General features: G+C 64.4%; 14 protein-coding genes. 7 read left to right on the top strand and 7 right to left on the bottom strand.

Translation table 11 applies throughout. The annotated features are described in order from the left end of the window. Positions 1-2 precede the first annotated feature (2 nt). A complete protein-coding gene (locus tag G7Z99_RS02450; RefSeq protein WP_181091708.1) occupies positions 3-662 on the bottom strand; it encodes a GntR family transcriptional regulator in 660 nt (219 codons plus the stop codon). A gap of 178 nt (positions 663-840) precedes the next feature. On the opposite strand from G7Z99_RS02450, the gene guaD reads away from it, so the two are divergent. The 3 genes from guaD (at position 841) to G7Z99_RS02435 (ending at position 4,301) form a co-directional block, all read left to right on the top strand. Further along, a complete protein-coding gene (gene guaD / locus G7Z99_RS02445) occupies positions 841-2,145 on the top strand; it encodes a guanine deaminase (protein ID WP_181091707.1) in 1,305 nt (434 codons plus the stop codon). 111 nt (positions 2,146-2,256) lie between these two features. Continuing rightward, the gene (locus tag G7Z99_RS02440; protein ID WP_181091706.1) at positions 2,257-3,201 is read left to right on the top strand and encodes an RHS repeat-associated core domain-containing protein; all 945 of its coding nucleotides are present in this window, start codon (positions 2,257-2,259) and stop codon (positions 3,199-3,201) included. 317 nt (positions 3,202-3,518) lie between these two features. Next, the gene (locus G7Z99_RS02435) at positions 3,519-4,301 is read left to right on the top strand and encodes an outer membrane protein OmpK (protein ID WP_181091705.1); all 783 of its coding nucleotides are present in this window, start codon (positions 3,519-3,521) and stop codon (positions 4,299-4,301) included. Between the two features lie 228 nt (positions 4,302-4,529). Here G7Z99_RS02435 and G7Z99_RS02430 read toward each other — a convergent pair whose 3' ends face one another. Beyond that, a complete protein-coding gene (locus tag G7Z99_RS02430) occupies positions 4,530-5,450 on the bottom strand; it encodes a DUF808 domain-containing protein (RefSeq protein WP_181091704.1) in 921 nt (306 codons plus the stop codon). Between the two features lie 279 nt (positions 5,451-5,729). Here G7Z99_RS02430 and hyi point away from each other — a divergent pair, with 279 nt between their 5' ends. Beyond that, the gene (gene hyi, locus G7Z99_RS02425) at positions 5,730-6,524 is read left to right on the top strand and encodes a hydroxypyruvate isomerase (RefSeq protein ID WP_181091703.1); all 795 of its coding nucleotides are present in this window, start codon (positions 5,730-5,732) and stop codon (positions 6,522-6,524) included. 33 nt (positions 6,525-6,557) lie between these two features. Here hyi and G7Z99_RS02420 read toward each other — a convergent pair whose 3' ends face one another. Beyond that, on the bottom strand, positions 6,558-7,493 hold the full coding sequence (locus G7Z99_RS02420; protein WP_181091702.1) for an RHS repeat-associated core domain-containing protein: 936 nt from the start codon (positions 7,491-7,493) through the stop codon (positions 6,558-6,560). Positions 7,494-7,647: 154 nt separating this feature from the next. Here G7Z99_RS02420 and G7Z99_RS02415 point away from each other — a divergent pair, with 154 nt between their 5' ends. The 3 genes from G7Z99_RS02415 to G7Z99_RS02405 all read left to right on the top strand — a co-directional run bounded on the left by G7Z99_RS02415 (position 7,648) and on the right by G7Z99_RS02405 (position 12,059). Further along, positions 7,648-8,472: an ion transporter gene (locus G7Z99_RS02415; RefSeq protein WP_181091701.1), complete on the top strand. Its 825-nt coding sequence runs from the start codon at positions 7,648-7,650 to the stop codon at positions 8,470-8,472. Between the two features lie 88 nt (positions 8,473-8,560). Beyond that, positions 8,561-9,559 carry a sulfate ABC transporter substrate-binding protein gene (locus G7Z99_RS02410; RefSeq protein ID WP_181091700.1) on the top strand — a complete coding sequence of 333 codons (999 nt, stop codon included), beginning with the start codon at positions 8,561-8,563 and terminating at the stop codon, positions 9,557-9,559. Positions 9,560-10,022: 463 nt separating this feature from the next. Next, positions 10,023-12,059, top strand: coding sequence for a mechanosensitive ion channel family protein (locus G7Z99_RS02405; protein ID WP_181091699.1), 2,037 nt, complete (start codon positions 10,023-10,025; stop codon positions 12,057-12,059). Positions 12,060-12,071: 12 nt separating this feature from the next. Here the strand turns inward: G7Z99_RS02405 and G7Z99_RS02400 are convergent, their stop codons facing one another. The 4 genes from G7Z99_RS02400 to G7Z99_RS02385 form a co-directional block, all read right to left on the bottom strand. Continuing rightward, positions 12,072-12,995, bottom strand: coding sequence for a class I SAM-dependent methyltransferase (locus G7Z99_RS02400; RefSeq protein WP_181091697.1), 924 nt, complete (start codon positions 12,993-12,995; stop codon positions 12,072-12,074). 481 nt (positions 12,996-13,476) lie between these two features. After that, a complete protein-coding gene (locus G7Z99_RS02395) occupies positions 13,477-14,139 on the bottom strand; it encodes a histidine phosphatase family protein (protein WP_181091695.1) in 663 nt (220 codons plus the stop codon). Positions 14,140-14,349: 210 nt separating this feature from the next. Beyond that, a complete protein-coding gene (locus G7Z99_RS02390) occupies positions 14,350-14,688 on the bottom strand; it encodes an FKBP-type peptidyl-prolyl cis-trans isomerase (protein ID WP_181091693.1) in 339 nt (112 codons plus the stop codon). 72 nt (positions 14,689-14,760) lie between these two features. Next, positions 14,761-15,699 (bottom strand): 2-hydroxyacid dehydrogenase, encoded by a 939-nt coding sequence (locus G7Z99_RS02385; protein ID WP_181091691.1) that lies wholly within the window; start codon positions 15,697-15,699, stop codon positions 14,761-14,763. Between the last annotated feature and the right edge of the window lie 30 nt (positions 15,700-15,729).

The following is a 15,729-nucleotide window of genomic DNA, read 5'->3' as shown; positions in this document are numbered from 1 at the left end:
GGTCAGCCCGCGGCCAAGGCAGCGATGACTAGGTCGCCACTGCGTGTGCAATAGGTCACCAGCACCTCGCGGATGCGCGCCGTGTCGCGCCGCAGCACGGCATCGAGCAGGTCGTCGAACAGCTGGACGAAATCGGCCATGCTCGCCTGGCGCTGCGCGAGTGCCAGGTGGTAGGCGCGACTCATGGCCGGCTGCAGGTTCTCGGCCGTCTCTTGCAGGTACAGGTTGTCGGCGAACGGGTAGGCGGTGCGCATCACCGCGAAGCTGTCGGCGACGAAGGCCTCGATGTCACTGCGCGCGCAGGCCTGCACCAGCCGCTGCTGCACCGCCAGGAACGGCAGCAGGTCGCTGTCGGTGCGCCAGCGGGCGGCCACGGCGTTGCCCAGCAGGATGTACAGCTCGCCCATCATGTGGCACAGGCTGCGCACGCTGTGGGCGTCGAGCACGGTCACGTGGGCGCCGCGGCGTGGCAGGATGACGACCAGGTGCCGCCGCTCGAGGATCAACAGCGCTTCGCGCACCGAGCCGCGGCTGACGTTCAGGGCCTGGGTGACCTTCTGTTCCTGGATGCGCTCGCCAGGCGCGAGTTCGCCACGGATGATCCGTTCGGCCAGGTGGCGGGCGATCTGTTCGCAGAGGCTGTCCGGCGCCTTGAACGTCATGGGGGTCCTTAAGGGTCATGGGGCTGGGCGAAGGGGCGCAATTGTAGCGCACTTGATGCCCGGCGGCGCGAGCCGTTGCGGGTCTGGTACGCTTACCCATGGCCCGCGTCGAACGTGCCCTGCCTCGTCTGAGGACAGGGCCTACGACGCTGCACTTTTTCTGACAGACGAGAGCCGCATGAGCACACCCCGCACCGCCTACCGCGCCGCCATTCTCTACAGCCTGGCCGACCCCAGCGAGGTCGGCCTGGACGCGTCCTACGCCTACTTCGATGACGGCCTGCTGGTGGTCGACGAAGGCCGGATCAGCGCCGTCGGCCCAGCCAGCGAGCTGCTGCCGACCCTGACGCCGGATACCCAGGTGGTCACCTACACCGATGCACTGATCACCCCCGGCTTCATCGACACGCACATCCATTTCCCACAGACGGGCATGATCGGTGCCTACGGCGAGCAGCTGCTCGACTGGCTCGAGACCTACACCTTCCCCTGCGAGCGGCAGTTCGCCGACAAGGCCCATGCCGACCAGGTCGCCCGGCTGTTCCTCGGCGAACTGCTGCGCAACGGCACCACCACCGCCCTGGTGTTCGGCAGCGTGCACCCTGAATCGGTGCAGGCCCTGTTCGAGGAGGCCGAGCGGCTCGACCTGCGCCTGATCGCCGGCAAGGTGATGATGGATCGCAACGCGCCGGACTACCTGACCGACACGGCCGAGAGCAGCTACCACGACAGCAAGGCGCTGATCGAGCGCTGGCACGGCAAGGGCCGCCTGCACTACGCCGTGACCCCCCGCTTCGCGCCCACCAGCACGCCCGAGCAACTGGCCGCAGCCGGCCGCCTGCTCGAGGAATACCCCGACGTGTACCTGCACACGCACCTGTCCGAGAACCTCAAGGAGATCGACTGGGTCAAGGCCCTGTACCCCGAGCGCAGCGGCTACCTGGACGTCTACGACCACTATCGGCTGCTGGGCGAACGCTCGGTGTTCGCCCATGGCGTGCACCTGTGCGATGCCGAATGCCAGCGCCTGGCGGAGACCGGCTCGGCGGTGGCCTTCTGCCCGACCTCGAACCTGTTCCTGGGCAGCGGCCTGTTCAACCTGCCCCAGGCCGAGCGCTTCGGCGTGCGCGTGGGCCTGGGTACCGACGTGGGGGCCGGTACCAGCTTCTCGCTGCTGGCGACGTTGAACGAGGCCTACAAGGTGATGCAATTGCAGGATGTGCGCCTGCACCCGTTCAAGTCGTTGTACCTGGCGACCCTGGGTGGCGCGCGTGCGCTGCGCCTGGAGGATCGCATCGGCAGCCTGGCGCCGGGGCATGACGCAGACTTCGTGGTACTGGACTACAAGGCCACGCCGCTGCTCGATTACCGCCTGCAGCAGTCGCGCAGCATCGAGGAGACGCTGTTCGTGCTGACGACGCTGGGGGATGACCGGGTGGTGCGCGAGACGTATGCGGCCGGGCGGTGCGTGCACACACGGTAATCCACGCGCCAGGCCCTCCAGGTCGCGGCCTGGACGACTGACAGTTTTGTCAGTTGTTCAGGTGCACGGGGGTGGCTCACAGTACACGCTCTGCTGCCGGAGAGCGTATCTATGACCTCAACTCAACATCGACGTGTGCTGTTCTATCGCGCCGAGCATCTCACTGAACTCCTGGAAGACACCAGGCATCTGCACCTGATGCAGCACCAAGGCTCATGGCTTTCCCAGCACTCGCATGCACAGGCCAACGGACTGCTCAAGGTCGACCTGCAGAACTCCGTGCATGCGATAGTCTCGGCGCAGACGACGCAGCGCATGATCTATACGCCTTATGGCCATGTCTTCTCGTGTTCGCCACCATCGGCCGTCGGCTTTACAGGGATGTTGTTCGACGCTGCCATCGGAGGCTATCTGCTGGGCAACGGACACAGAGCCTATCAGCCTGCGCTACGGCGTTTTCTCAGTGCAGACGTACTGAGCCCCTTCGGCGCAGGTGGCATCAATGCCTATGCGTATTGTGCGAACGACCCTGTCAATCATCAAGATCCCAGCGGCAGGGTAAGAGTATTCAACACCCCCTTTGTACGCCCACTGATCAAGACACTCATGACCAGTGGGCTCAAGACCTCAGTGCCGATTGTCCTGAAGAAAAAAGCGTACATCGCCACGCAACTGGAAGACGCCCGGCAGGCGCTCTTCTACAAGCGAAAGCCTGCCCTTCACATGTCCCCCGAGCGACAGGTGCTCGATGCTGCCTTTTCCGCCTACCCGGTCGAGCGCCTGGAACCCTTCCCTCGATCCGTCCAGTACGTCAACACGAACCTGGCCTCTCATGGCAACAGCAGGATTTCGATGGAGGGCAGCCGCCACTACGCTGCCCTCGTCACCCAGGTGCAGGCAGACGAGCGGAGTAACAGTGGCGCTCATCTGTCGGCGGCTTACACGTGGCTCTCGAAAGGTGAAGCAACCGGCTTTCTGTTCAATGTGGGAGGTGCTTTGGTCACTGGCGCGCACGACCATAAAAACCGAGTCTTAGGGATACGAAGCGGACGATGACATCGTCGTTCTCGTCATCGGCCACTTCAAACCCATTGAAGAATGGGCCGAACTTGATCGATCGCTCAAGTTATCGACGTCAACTTCCACGATCGAACGCTTGAGCTTCTCTCAACAACTCAGTAACCTGCGCGCCCTTCGAGCAGCCTGGCTTGCAGGCGCGCTGCGCTGACGCTCGAAAACCCTGGACACCCCTGCATCCTGTCGCATGCCAAGCCTCGGTCGCCCTCTGCCTGAGTGCTTGGGCAGACGCCTGTGTGCATACCCTAACGATACGGCCGCCAACGCCGACACTGACACCCGGAGCTTCCTTCGCAATGCGCATCTCCCAGAGCCTGCTACTGGCCGCCGGCCTGCTGACCACCGGCACCAGCCTTGCCGGCGACCTGCTGCAGTGGCAGGGCAACAGCCTCACCTACCTGTACGGCCACGACTTCAAGGTCAACCCCGAGATCCAGCAGACCTTTACCTTCGAGCACGCCGACGCCTGGAAGTACGGCGACAACTTCGTGTTCGTCGACCGCATCTTCTACAACGGCAAGAAGGATTCGGGCAACGGCCGCAGCACGCTGTACGGCGAGATCACTCCGCGCCTGTCGTTCAACAAGATCTTCGACCAGAAGCTCGCGTTCGGCCCGGTCAAGGACGTGCTGTTGGCGATGACCTACGAGTTCGGCGAAGGCGACGTCGAGTCGTACCTGATCGGCCCCGGCTTCGACCTCGCCGTGCCTGGTTTCGACTGGTTCCAGGTCAACTTCTACCATCGCACCACCGATGGCAGCCGCCCGGGCGACAACGTCTGGCAGATCACCCCGGTCTGGTCCTACACGATTCCCGTCGGCCGCTCGGACGTGCTGATCGATGGCTACATGGACTGGGTGGTCGACAACGACGTGAACAGCCGTGGCACCTACCAGGCCAACCTGCACTTCAACCCGCAGATCAAGTACGACCTGGGCAAGGCCTTGAAGCTGGGTGAAAAGCAGTTGTACGTCGGCTTCGAGTACGACTACTGGAAGAACAAGTACGGGATCAAGGACAGCAGCGCCTTCGAGACCGACCAGAACACCGCGAGCCTGCTGGTCAAGGTGCAGTTCTAAGGCGTCTGCCCGCTACTTCGGCGTCCTGTGGTCGCGTAGAGAACAGGGTAAGCGGGCAGGACCACACCGTGGTTGGACCGGCCATCATGGGCCTGTGGGAGCGGGCTTGCCCGCGATAGCGTCCGCCTCATCACCGCCTGCATCGCGGGCAAGCCCGCTCCCACAGGGGGCTGAGCATCGATCCGCCAGGTCGGCAAGGCAACCCAGGCCATGGGCCCGGGCCTGCGATCAACGGGCTGCGCGCTCACGCACCCAGGACACGCCGCCCACCGCCACGGCTGCCAGGAAGCCCGACACGATCCCCACCACGCCAAACAGGCCCATCTTGACGACCGCGCCCCAGCTTCCACTGCCTGCGACCACGGCCTCGACGGCATGCTCCAGTGGCGCGATGCCTTCGGCCACGAACGTCCCGCCGACCAGGAACATGGCAACCGTCCCGATCCACGACAGGGCCTTCATCAACAGCGGGGCTGCCGACACCAGGACCTGGCCACCTTTCCTGACCATCCTGCCCCACAGGCCCTGGGCCTTGGATTTGGCGAGCGCGAACCCGGCATCGTCGAGGCGAACGATGCCTGCCACCACGCCATACACGCCCACGGTCATGGCGACCGCAATCACGATCAAGGTCAGGATCTGCTGATACAGCGGCGCTTCGGCCACGACGTTCAGGGTGATGACGATGATCTCGGCGCTCAGGATGAAGTCAGTCTTGATGGCACCTTTGACCTTGCGCTTCTCGTACTCGGCAAGCGCTTCGGGGGTTCGCGGAACGGCCTTCTTTTTCGGCTCCTGCGTGCCCTGCTCCTTGCGCGAAAACTTGTCCTTTATCGCCTCGTAGCCTTCGTAGCACAGGTAGACACCGCCTGCCATGAGCAGCCACTTGACGGCGGCCGGGAGGAAGGCGCTGAGCAGGAGCGCACAGGGCACCAGGATCGCCTTGTTCTTGAGCGAGCCTTTGAACACGGCCCAGACCACGGGCAATTCGCGGTCCGCCTTCATCCCCGTCACCTGCTCGGCATTGACGGCCAAGTCGTCACTCAGGACACTGGCCGTCTTTTTCGCAGCGACCTTGCTCATCAGCGAGATGTCATCCAGTAGCGCCGCGATGTCATCCAGTAACGCAAAAAAACTGCTGCCCGCCATTTCATTTCACCCTAAGTCGATTCTTGCCCTCTCGCGCTCCTGACGTATCAGGTTCGCCAGACGGTCCTACGGGAACAGCACGATGCCCGGGAAGATGGCGTTCAGACCCGTTGCGGGTAAAACAGTTCTGCTCAGGCGTCCAGCACTCGAGGGCGTTCTCGTGAGTGCCTGGACGTCAGGACATCGTCACCGTCTGTCCGTCACGTCTGCCCACTCGCTTGCGGATTCGTGCACAGACCCTTGTTCCACACCGTCACCCCTTCACCAGGCAGAAGACGAATGATGCGCATCGCCGCCAATGTGACCTTGCTCTTTACCGAAGTGGACTTCCTGTCCCGTTTCGAAGCCGCCGCCAAGGCCGGGTTCGACGGTGTGGAATGCCAGTTTCCTTATGCTTTCGACGCCAGGCAGATCCGTGAGCGCCTGGACCGCCATGGCCTGCCCCTGGTGCTGTTCAACCTGCCGGCAGGCGATTGGGCGCGTGGGGAGCGCGGCATCGCCTGTCACCCGGACCGCATCGAAGAATTCCGCGCCGGGGTGCATACGGCCATGGCCTATGCCAAGGTCCTGGGCACCCAGCAGATCAATTGCCTGGCAGGGATACGTCCCACGAACCGGGACGACGCGCTGGTGCAGCGTACGTTCGTCGACAACCTGCGCTATGCGGTAGATGCATTGCAAGACGCCGGGATCACGCTGCTCATGGAGATGATCAACACCCGTGACGTGCCGGGGTTCTATCTCAACCGGACAGCCCAGGCCCTGGCGATCCAGGCCGAGGTCGGCAGTGCCAACCTGCTGCTGCAGTACGACCTCTATCACATGCAGATCATGGAAGGTGACTTGGCCCAAACGCTCCAGACCCACCTGGACCGGATCGGCCATGTCCAGTTGGCCGACACACCGGGACGCCATGAACCGGGTACCGGGGAGATCAATCATCGTTTTCTGTTCGATCATCTGGAGCGCATCGGTTACTCGGGCTGGATCGGCGCGGAATATCACCCTCGGGGCCGCACCGAGGATGGGTTGGGCTGGCTGAGACCTGGACGAGACCGTGGACCGCAGTCATGAGACAGTGGGCTGTACTGACGCCAGGAGCTCGGATCAGCCAGACGTTGGTGATCTGATCTTTTCAGCGACATTGTCAAGCATTATGCGACCTGCCGTTTTCCAATCCATGTCAATGGTCGTACGCGTCGATGAAATACGCTTCTGCGACTGCAACAACGTGGCGTACGGAACGGAGACATTCAGTGCTCCGGCGAGCGGCTCTGTCGAGACATTGCGCACGGTGGTAGCCACCTTGAAGGTGGGCACCTCGAGCTGAATGCCGTTCTTGCTTATCTGCATGTGACCACCTACGAACTCACTGAACATGTTGTCCAGAGGGATGCTGGCACGAAGCCCCTGATTGGAAAGGCTCAAGCGCGAGGAACGGAGTGCCTGCTGGATGTCGGACCAGCGCACGCCCACCTGTACGCCCGTCCACGTGAGTCGTATGCGGCCTTTTTCTGGCGGAAGATCGCGTGTGAAAAGTGGAGCCAGCGCTGAATGCCGAGCCACCGGCAGGATCTTCGGCGCAGCCGGTGACTTCATCTGAGGAAGATGGCCGCTGGGATCCGCTCGATTGACGGGATCTCCCTGGCAATACGCATAGGCATTGAGCCCACCCGCCAGAAAGGGGCTCATCCGGTCGGGCTGCAAGAAACGCTGCAAGCTTGGACAGTAGAACCGCTTGCCGTTGCCCAAGGCGTAGCCGTGCATCGCGTGCTCCAACCGCTGGCCATTGAAGCCGCAGGGTATATCGCGCAGCAAGCCGCTGGCATGGCCATGAGGGGTATAGGCCAGGCCTGCACCTGTGTCAGACGGCCTGAGCAACGATCCATCCCCGTCCGTTTCCAGCAGTCGCACCCGGTGATCACAAGCAGCCACTGGGCTGTCGCTTGCCCACACCAATCGACGGTTCCTGGCGCCCACCTCGGCAACGAAACGGTCGTGCAGGTAGAAACGGTTCGACCACGTGCAGTCTCTCATCTTCATGACTAGGCCCTACCTTGTCGATGAGTCTGTAGCATGAGGAAATCGTCGTGCACGCGAAACTGACATTTCTATCAATTCTGCCGGTTTGAAACGCTTGCCACGGACCTTGCTCCACTTCTAGCCTTGCGGTTCTGTCTTTGGAACCTGTGCTTTCATGTCCTCCTCACTCTCCTTGCGCGAACGCCTCTACATCGTCGTCTTCCAGAACGACAACACCGCCGGCCGCCGTTTCGACAAAGCCTTGCTGCTGCTCATCCTCGCCAGCCTGGTCACGGTCATCCTCGACAGCATCGATTCGGTGCACCGCAACTACGCCCATGTGCTGGCCGGCATCGAGTGGGGGTTCACCACGGTCTTCCTGCTCGAATACCTGACGCGCCTGTACTGTTCGCCCAAGCCACTGCGCTACGCCTTCAGTTTCTACGGCCTGGTCGACCTGCTGGCGATCGTGCCGGGCATCATCGCGCTGTACTACAGCGATGCGCAGTACCTGCTGATCATCCGCGTGATCCGCATGCTGCGGATCTTCCGGATCCTCAAGCTCGGCCCCTACCTTAACCAGGCCAACTATCTGCTGACCGCCTTGCACGGCAGCAAGCAGAAGATCATCGTCTTCCTGGTCAGCGTCTCGACGCTGGTTACGGTGTTCGGCACCCTGATGTACGTGATCGAAGGCCCGGAGCATGGGTTCACCAGCATTCCCAAGGGCATCTATTGGGCCATCGTGACGCTGACCACCGTAGGCTTCGGCGACATCGTGCCGACCACGCCACTGGGCCAGGTGCTGTCGTCGCTGGTGATGATCACCGGTTACTCGATCATCGCCGTGCCCACCGGGATCTTCACGGCAGAACTGGCCAGCGCCATGCGCCCGGGGCAACTGGTGCACGACTGCCCGAGCTGCGCCAAGCCGCAGCACGAGCCCAGCGCCGCCTTCTGCGCCCGCTGTGGCAGCGCGCTGTTTCGCAAGACCGAATAAGCACAGCACGTTTCGGTCTTTATAAGGGCGATGGCCAACCGCTATAGTCGCGGACCATCGCCCTTCTCCCTCGAACAAGGAACGCGTCGTGAAAAGACTCTTCAGCGCTTCGTTGCTGGTCGCCGGCCTTGCGCTCGGCAACCTGGCCCAGGCTGCTCCTACCCTGCTCAACGTCTCGTACGACGTAATGCGCGACTTCTACAAGGACTACAACCCGGCGTTCCAGAAGCACTGGGAGGCCGAGCACCACGAGAAGGCCAACGTGCAGATGTCCTTCGGCGGCTCGAGCAAGCAGGCGCGCGCGGTCATCGACGGCCTGCCGGCGGACGTGATCACCATGAACATGGCCACCGACATCAATGCACTGGTGGACCACGGCCAGCTCGTCCCGGACGACTGGGTGACCCGCCTGCCCAACCACAGCGCGCCGTTCACCTCGGCCACGGTGTTCATCGTGCGCAAGGGCAACCCCAAGGCACTCAAGGACTGGCCGGACCTGCTCAAGGACGGTGTCCAGGTGATCGTGCCCAACCCCAAGACCTCGGGCAACGGTCGCTACACCTACCTCTCGGCCTGGGGCTACGTGCTCAAGACCGGCGGTGACGAAGCCAAGGCCCGGGACTTCGTCGGCAAGCTGTTCAGGCAGGCGCCGGTCCTCGACACTGGAGGCCGCGCCGCCACCACCACGTTCATGACCAACCAGATCGGCGACGTGCTGGTGACGTTCGAGAACGAGGCCGAGATGATCGCCCGCGAGTTCGGTCGCGATCAGTTCGAGGTGGTCTACCCGAGCGTGTCCGCCGAAGCCGAGCCACCGGTCAGCGTGGTCGACAAGGTGGTGGACAAGAAGGGCACCCGGGCCGTGGCCGAGGAGTACCTGAAGTACCTGTGGTCGCCGGCCGCCCAGGAGATCGCCGCGCAGAACTACCTGCGTCCGCGGGATGCGACGGTGCTGGCCAAGTACACCGACCGCTTCCCGAAGGTGGACTTCCTGTCGGTGGAAAAGACCTTCGGTGACTGGCGCACGGTGCAGAAGACCCACTTCAACGACGGCGGCGTGTTCGACCAGATCTATGGCGGGCAGTGAGGCAACGTCGAGCCAGCGTTCTTGAGCCATGGGGGCATTGCCAGGTCAGCCGGGGCTTTTCCTGCGTGACCTACTCATTGTGAGGAACGCTTACCCATAGCCACACCGCAGTGAGACCGGCTCCCACAGGCCTGTGGGAGCGGGCTTGCCCGCGATGGCGTCCGGTCCGTCACCGCCTGCATCGCCGGCAAGCCCACGCCCACGCCCACGCCTACAAAGTAGTGTTCCGTTCTGTCGGATCAGTCATGCCGTCCACACCATGCGCCTCCTGGCTCTGACCGCGATCGGGCCCGCCAGGGGCCGCAAAACCCGGCACCGTGTGGTCCACGCTCACCGCAGTGAGGGGCTTGCCCACTGACCACCCGATGCGACCCGCCCTGCCCCCTCATCGAACTTTCCCACGCCCCCACCCTCAGTTTCCTTGGATAACCCGTTCCCCCGCACCGGTCCAAGGAGTCCTCCCGTGCCGCGTTCACTCATCACCCTGCTGTTCGGTCTCTTGCTGAGCACGCGCCTGCTGGCGGCCGACCCGGCCCCGGCCGACGCCCCTGCCGAGGAACCGGCCCCGGTCGTCCAGGGCGGGCTGCTCGGCGCCCTGGCCGATGGCCTGGACACCGCAGCCGACGACCTCGACCTGGACGCGCACCTGGTGGATGCCTGGCGTGTGCGTACCGACCGCGCTGCCAAGGAAGTGGAGCGCCTGGTCGACCGCCATGCAGGTAACGACGGGCTGGGCCTGATCGGTGACTTCCTGCTCGTCACCCTGGCCTGGGTCGCCAGTTTCGCCGTGCTGACCGGCATTGGCCGCTGGCTCTTCCAGCGCGCTCGCCGTCGCCCCTGGCTGGCCAAGCGCCCCCGCATCGAGGGCCTGCTGAGCTATCTGCTGCCCTTCACCCTCCCCGCACTGGCCAGCCTGCCACTGACCCTGTACGCCAGCCGCTACCTGGACCCGTCGGTGGCACGCGCTTCAGGCCTGAGCCTGGCCTACGCGACCAGCAGCGGGCTGTTCTCGACCTCGATCGTGCTGTGCCTGATCGTGCTGTTCGACGCCGGCCACAAGCGTGCCGCCGTCGGCGTGATCCGTCGGCTGGCGCCGCGCCCCCTGTTCATGATCGGCTTCCTAGCAGCCTGGAGCGATGCGCTGACCAGCCCGCAGATCGCCCGCCAGCTTGGCACCAACCTCACCGGCAGCATCGCCGTGTGCACCGGCCTGGTGGCCACGCTGATCTTCGCCAGCCTGGTGATTCGCCTGCGCCGCCCGGTGGCGCACCTGATCCGCAACCGCGACCTCAAGGACCGCCTGCAGCACCGCGCCGTGCAGGAGACGCTGCGGATATTCTCCACCCTCTGGTACCTGCCGATCCTGCTGATGATCCTGGTGTCGGCGGTGCACCTGATCGGCGCCGGTGAAGAAAGCCAGCGTGCGCTGCAGAATGCCCTGCTGACCACCGTGCTGCTGGTGGGCACGGTGTTTCTCAGCACGGTCCTGCAACACCTGTTCGCGCCACGCAAGACCGACCTCAACCAACGTGCCCGCCCCTACAAGGAACTGCTGCGCAGCCTGGCTCATGCGGTGCTGAGGATCGCCATGGCGGTCACCTTCATCGAGCTGCTCGGGCGCATCTGGGGTGTCTCGGTCATCGACTTCGCGCTGAGCAATCGCCTGGGCCGAGCGATCAGCGACTCGCTGAGCAGCATCGGCCTGATCCTGCTGGTGACCTGGCTGCTCTGGGTGGTGCTCGACACCGCCATCCAGGAGGCGCTCAAGCCCGCCGTCGGACGCCGCGCCTCGCGCCAGCCGAGCACCCGCGTGCGCACCATCCTGCCGATGCTGCGCAACGCCATCAAGATCATCCTGGTGGTGATCTGCACCATCACCACCATGGCCAACCTGGGCATCAACGTCGCCCCGTTGCTGGCCGGGGCCGGGGTGGTCGGGCTGGCCATCGGCTTCGGGTCGCAGCAGCTGGTACAAGACGTGATCACCGGGCTGTTCATCCTGATCGAGGACACCATTGCCATCGGCGACTGGGTGGTGCTCGACTCGGGGCACGCCGGCACGGTCGAGAGCCTGACGATCCGCACACTGCGGCTGCGCGACGGCAAGGGCTTCGTGCATTCGGTGCCGTTCGGCCAGATCAAGGCGGTCACCAACCAGTCGCGGCAGTTCGCCTACGCGTTCTTCTCGGTGCAGTTCACCTACGACAGTGACGTGGACAAGGCCCTGGAGCTGATCCATGAAGTGGGCCACTCGATCAGCGAGGACCCGCTGCTGAAGATCAACCTGCAAGGCCCGCTGCAGGTCTTCGGCGTGGACCGCATGGACCTCAACGGCTTCGTGCTGACCGCGCAGTTCCGCACCATCTCCGGGGGGCAGTACACGGTCAGCCGCGCCTTCAACGAGCGCCTGAAAAAACGCGTGGACCAGACCGGCGACGTCAGCTTCGCCCAGCTCTATCCGCTGCCGCCTGCCCTGCGCGGGGAGGCGGTCCAGGGGTGAACCGTCGACGTCTCAGCGCTGGAAGACCAGCGCCTTGAGGCCGCCCTGGGGGTCGGCGTCCGGAAACTCCGGCGGGTTGGCCAGGCGCTCGACGAAGTGCAACGTCGGCGCATGCTCGGCCATGCCGTCGATGAGAAAGTCCTGACCGATCCCAGGGTCGTTGACGCAGGCCAGCACGGTCCCGCCTTCGCTCAACAGCTCCGGCAACCGACGCAGGATCTTGGCGTAGTCCTGGGTCAGCACAAAGCTGCCCCGCTGGAACGTCGGAGGGTCGATGATGATCAGGTCGTACGGCCCGTACTTGCGCACCTTGCCCCAGGACTTGAACAGCTCATGGCCCAGGTAGGCGACGCGCGAGGCATCATGGCCGTTGAGGCGATGGTTCTCGCGCCCTCGCGCCAGGGCTGACTTGGCCATGTCGAGGTTGACGACCTGCTCGGCACCGCCGGCGATGGCCGCTACGGAAAAGCCGCAGGTGTAGGCGAACAGGTTCAGCACCCGTCGCCCGGCCGACTGCTCGCGCACCCAGCGCCGGCCCAGGCGCATGTCGAGGAACAACCCGCTGTTCTGCCGCACGCCCAGGTCCAGCAGGTAGCGCAGGCCATCTTCCACCACCTCGCGTTGCGGCTGAGGCTCGCCCCGCAGCCAGTGTCCGGGGCTGTCCGGCAGGTAGCGGTGCTGGATCAAGATGGCCTGGCCAGTCCATACCGGCTGCTCGGTCAGGCGCAGGAGCATGGCCTGCAGGGCATCGAGCTGACCGGGCGGTGGCTCGCGGAACAGGCCGACCAGCAGCACCCCTTGCAGCCAGTCGACGGTGATCTGCTCCAGATCAGGCCAGCAGCGGCCACGGCCGTGGAACAGGCGACGGGTTTCGCTCGGCGCGGGATCGAGAGCAGCGAGCAGGTGCTGCTCGAGGGTGTGGATAGCGGAAGGCATGGCGGGGTCGCGGCTGGGAAAAGGGGATGCATTCTAGCAAGGCTGACGGCTGGAGGCGGCAAGCACGCGGCGGCTTTCTGCTGCGCCTTGCACTGATGCGCCCAATCATTCCTCCGTAGGAGTCCGCCCGCCGCCTTGGCGCCGCGCTGCCGCGCAGAGAACATGGCGATAGCTGGCAGTGCTCAGTGCTGTGTTGCTGATCGATTCCTGGGCCCGCAGGGCCCACAAATTTTTATAATTATTTGCTTTTAAATCAACAACTTATTTTATGCTCTATGAGAGGCTTGCCCGCGATGCAGGCGGTGATGGGCCGGACGCCATCGCGGGCAAGCCCGCTCCCACAGGGGGCCAGTCAGTGGGCTGATACGGGGCAGTTGCCTGGAATGAGGGCCGGTGGGAGCGGGCTTGCCCGCGATAGGGCCCGGCCAGGCGCCGCCTGCATCGCGGGCAAGCCCCACAGGGTGGACTGCGCTTGCCCGGCTCAGGTCGGACATCCCTGGGCACCGTCATTGAGCCCCTGACGCACGTTGCGGCTGAGCAGGCTGGCCTTGCCATCGTGCCAGGTCAGCGTCAGCACATAGAGCGTGTCGAAATCGTCCCCCTTCCAGTTCTGGGTCACGACCCGTTCCTCGCCCAGGGCCTTGCCGGCGACGGTGTTGATCAGCTCGGGCAGATACCCGCTGGACCAGGCCGTGTAGACCGTGGCATTGCGGTACTTCTCGCTCAGCAGCTCGTCGGCCAGGTCGGCGTAGTCGTTGGCGCCGAAATCGATGTTCACCGGCAGGCCCAGCTTGATGGCGCTGGGGCTGATGGTCATCAGCGGACGGATGTAGCTGTAGCGTGCATCCTCGCTGCCCTCTTCCACGTGCCGGGTGGGGTCGGCGGCGAACACGTAGTCGGCCTTGCCGAACTTCTCGGGCAGCAACGTCGCCAGGTCGATGGCGCGGTTGAGGCCCTGGCAGTTGAGTTGGCCGAGCCCTTCGCCGGGTTTCTCGGCGTGGCGCATGAAGACCAGGGTCTGGGTGCCATCGACCGGCTTGTCCAGCCTTTGCAGGGCTTCGACAGCCACAGGCGCTGCGAGGCCAAGTGCCAGCAGGCCGGTGAACGCAAGACGGTGACGACGCAGAAACGCAGGTAACGTCATGGGGGATAACTCTTTTCAGCGAATGGGAAAGGTCGGCCTGACCACCTCCTGCATCAGGCCAAAGGCCGCTTCCGTGCGGCGATGCGAGCGTGAGAGTCGAGAATGCCCACTTGGTTCAGCCCTGAACGATCATCCTTGAGCACGAACGAGCGTAATCGCTTCGTATTAAGGCTTTAAGACAGCACCTGACCGACGTTTTCCGACGAACCGTCAATCGTCGCGGGTGAGCACCTCGAGCAGCTCGATCTCGAAGGTGAGGTCCGAATGCGCTGGAATGCGCCCCACCGAGCGCTCGCCGTAGCCCAGTGCAGCCGGTACCTGCAAACGGCGTTTGCCGCCGACGCGCATGCCCATCAGGCCCAGGTCCCAGCCCTTGATCACGCGCCCGGTGCCGATCACGCATTGGAACGGCTTGCCCCGCGAAGCGGATGAGTCGAATTCAGTGCCATCGGCCAGCCAGCCGGTGTAGTGGGTGGTGATCAGGGCGCCCTTGACCACTGCCTTGCCGTCGCCTTCGACGAGATCGGTGCACTGCACGGTGTCATTCATGGTCTGTCTGCCTGCGGGTTCGAAGGCCGTCGTTTTCGCAGGAATACGCCGGTTTGGCAAGCCGGCCGGCGCTCAGCCCTTCACAGGGGTCAGTACCGGCTCACCGGCGAAGAATGCCTGCAGGTTGCGCACCACCAGGGCGACGGTGTCGTGGGCCGCCTCGGGTGACTGCCCGGCCACGTGCGGGGTCAGCACGGTGCGGTCGAGCGCCTTGAGCGCGTCGGGCACCTGGGGCTCCTCGTCGAACACGTCCAGCGCCGCGCCCGCCAGCGTCTTTGCGCGCAGGGCCTCGACCAAAGCGTCGGTATCGACGACGCTGGCCCGGGCGATGTTGACCAGGTAGCCGTGCGGCCCCAGTGCACCGAGTACGGCGGCGTCGACCAGGTGCCGGGTCGCTGCGCCCCCAGGCGTTGCGACCACCAGAACGTCCACTGCCGCTGCCAGCGCCAACGGGCTGTCGTACCAGGTGTAGGGCAGGTTTTCGTGGCAGGTGCGGGTGCAGTAGCTCACCGGCATGTCGAAGCCTTGCGCCGCACGCCGGGCGATCGCCTGCCCCACGGCGCCCATGCCCAGGACGCCCAGGCGCTTGCCGGAGACCGATGGGCGAATCACCCGGCGCCACTCCCCCTGCCGGGTGCTGGCATCGGCCCGGGGGATGTCGCGCAGCAGGCCCAGCAGCATGGCCAGGGCATGATCGGCCACCGTGCCGGCATTGGCCCCGGCGCCGTTGGTCACGGTGATGCCGCGGGCGGCGGCCGCCGCCAGGTCGACCTGCTCGTAGCCGGCACCGATCACGCAGATGATCTTCAACGCGGGTAGCGCTGCGATTTCCTGGGCAGTCAGACCCAGCGGGCCACGGGTCAGCACGGCGTCGATCTGCGCGGCATGGGTTGCGATGAAGGTCTGGCGCAATGCGGCCGTGGGCGCGCGCAGTAGCTGATAGCCGGCCTGCTCGAGCAGGGGAAGGTAGTCGTCGACGGTTTCGACCAGTACCAGGATCGTCTTGCGCATGCCACCTCCGGTTCAGGGAAGGTGGCAGTA

It is taken from the genome of Pseudomonas entomophila, assembly GCF_013523165.1.
Taxonomy (GTDB): Bacteria; Pseudomonadota; Gammaproteobacteria; order Pseudomonadales; family Pseudomonadaceae; genus Aquipseudomonas; species Aquipseudomonas entomophila_A.
This window is presented reverse-complemented; position numbering and strand designations above follow the sequence as displayed.

Bases quoted from the DNA above. Each gene is read 5' to 3' on its own strand.
- G7Z99_RS02450 (WP_181091708.1), bottom strand. From the start codon at position 662: ATGACGTTCAAGGCGCCGGACAGCCTCTGCGAACAGATCGCCCGCCAC.
- guaD (WP_181091707.1), top strand. From the start codon at position 841: ATGAGCACACCCCGCACCGCCTACCGCGCCGCCATTCTCTACAGCCTG.
- G7Z99_RS02440 (WP_181091706.1), top strand. From the start codon at position 2,257: ATGACCTCAACTCAACATCGACGTGTGCTGTTCTATCGCGCCGAGCAT.
- G7Z99_RS02435 (WP_181091705.1), top strand. From the start codon at position 3,519: ATGCGCATCTCCCAGAGCCTGCTACTGGCCGCCGGCCTGCTGACCACC.
- G7Z99_RS02430 (WP_181091704.1), bottom strand. From the start codon at position 5,450: ATGGCGGGCAGCAGTTTTTTTGCGTTACTGGATGACATCGCGGCGCTA.
- hyi (WP_181091703.1), top strand. From the start codon at position 5,730: ATGATGCGCATCGCCGCCAATGTGACCTTGCTCTTTACCGAAGTGGAC.
- G7Z99_RS02420 (WP_181091702.1), bottom strand. From the start codon at position 7,493: ATGAAGATGAGAGACTGCACGTGGTCGAACCGTTTCTACCTGCACGAC.
- G7Z99_RS02415 (WP_181091701.1), top strand. From the start codon at position 7,648: ATGTCCTCCTCACTCTCCTTGCGCGAACGCCTCTACATCGTCGTCTTC.
- G7Z99_RS02400 (WP_181091697.1), bottom strand. From the start codon at position 12,995: ATGCCTTCCGCTATCCACACCCTCGAGCAGCACCTGCTCGCTGCTCTC.
- G7Z99_RS02395 (WP_181091695.1), bottom strand. From the start codon at position 14,139: ATGACGTTACCTGCGTTTCTGCGTCGTCACCGTCTTGCGTTCACCGGC.
- G7Z99_RS02390 (WP_181091693.1), bottom strand. From the start codon at position 14,688: ATGAATGACACCGTGCAGTGCACCGATCTCGTCGAAGGCGACGGCAAG.
- G7Z99_RS02385 (WP_181091691.1), bottom strand. From the start codon at position 15,699: ATGCGCAAGACGATCCTGGTACTGGTCGAAACCGTCGACGACTACCTT.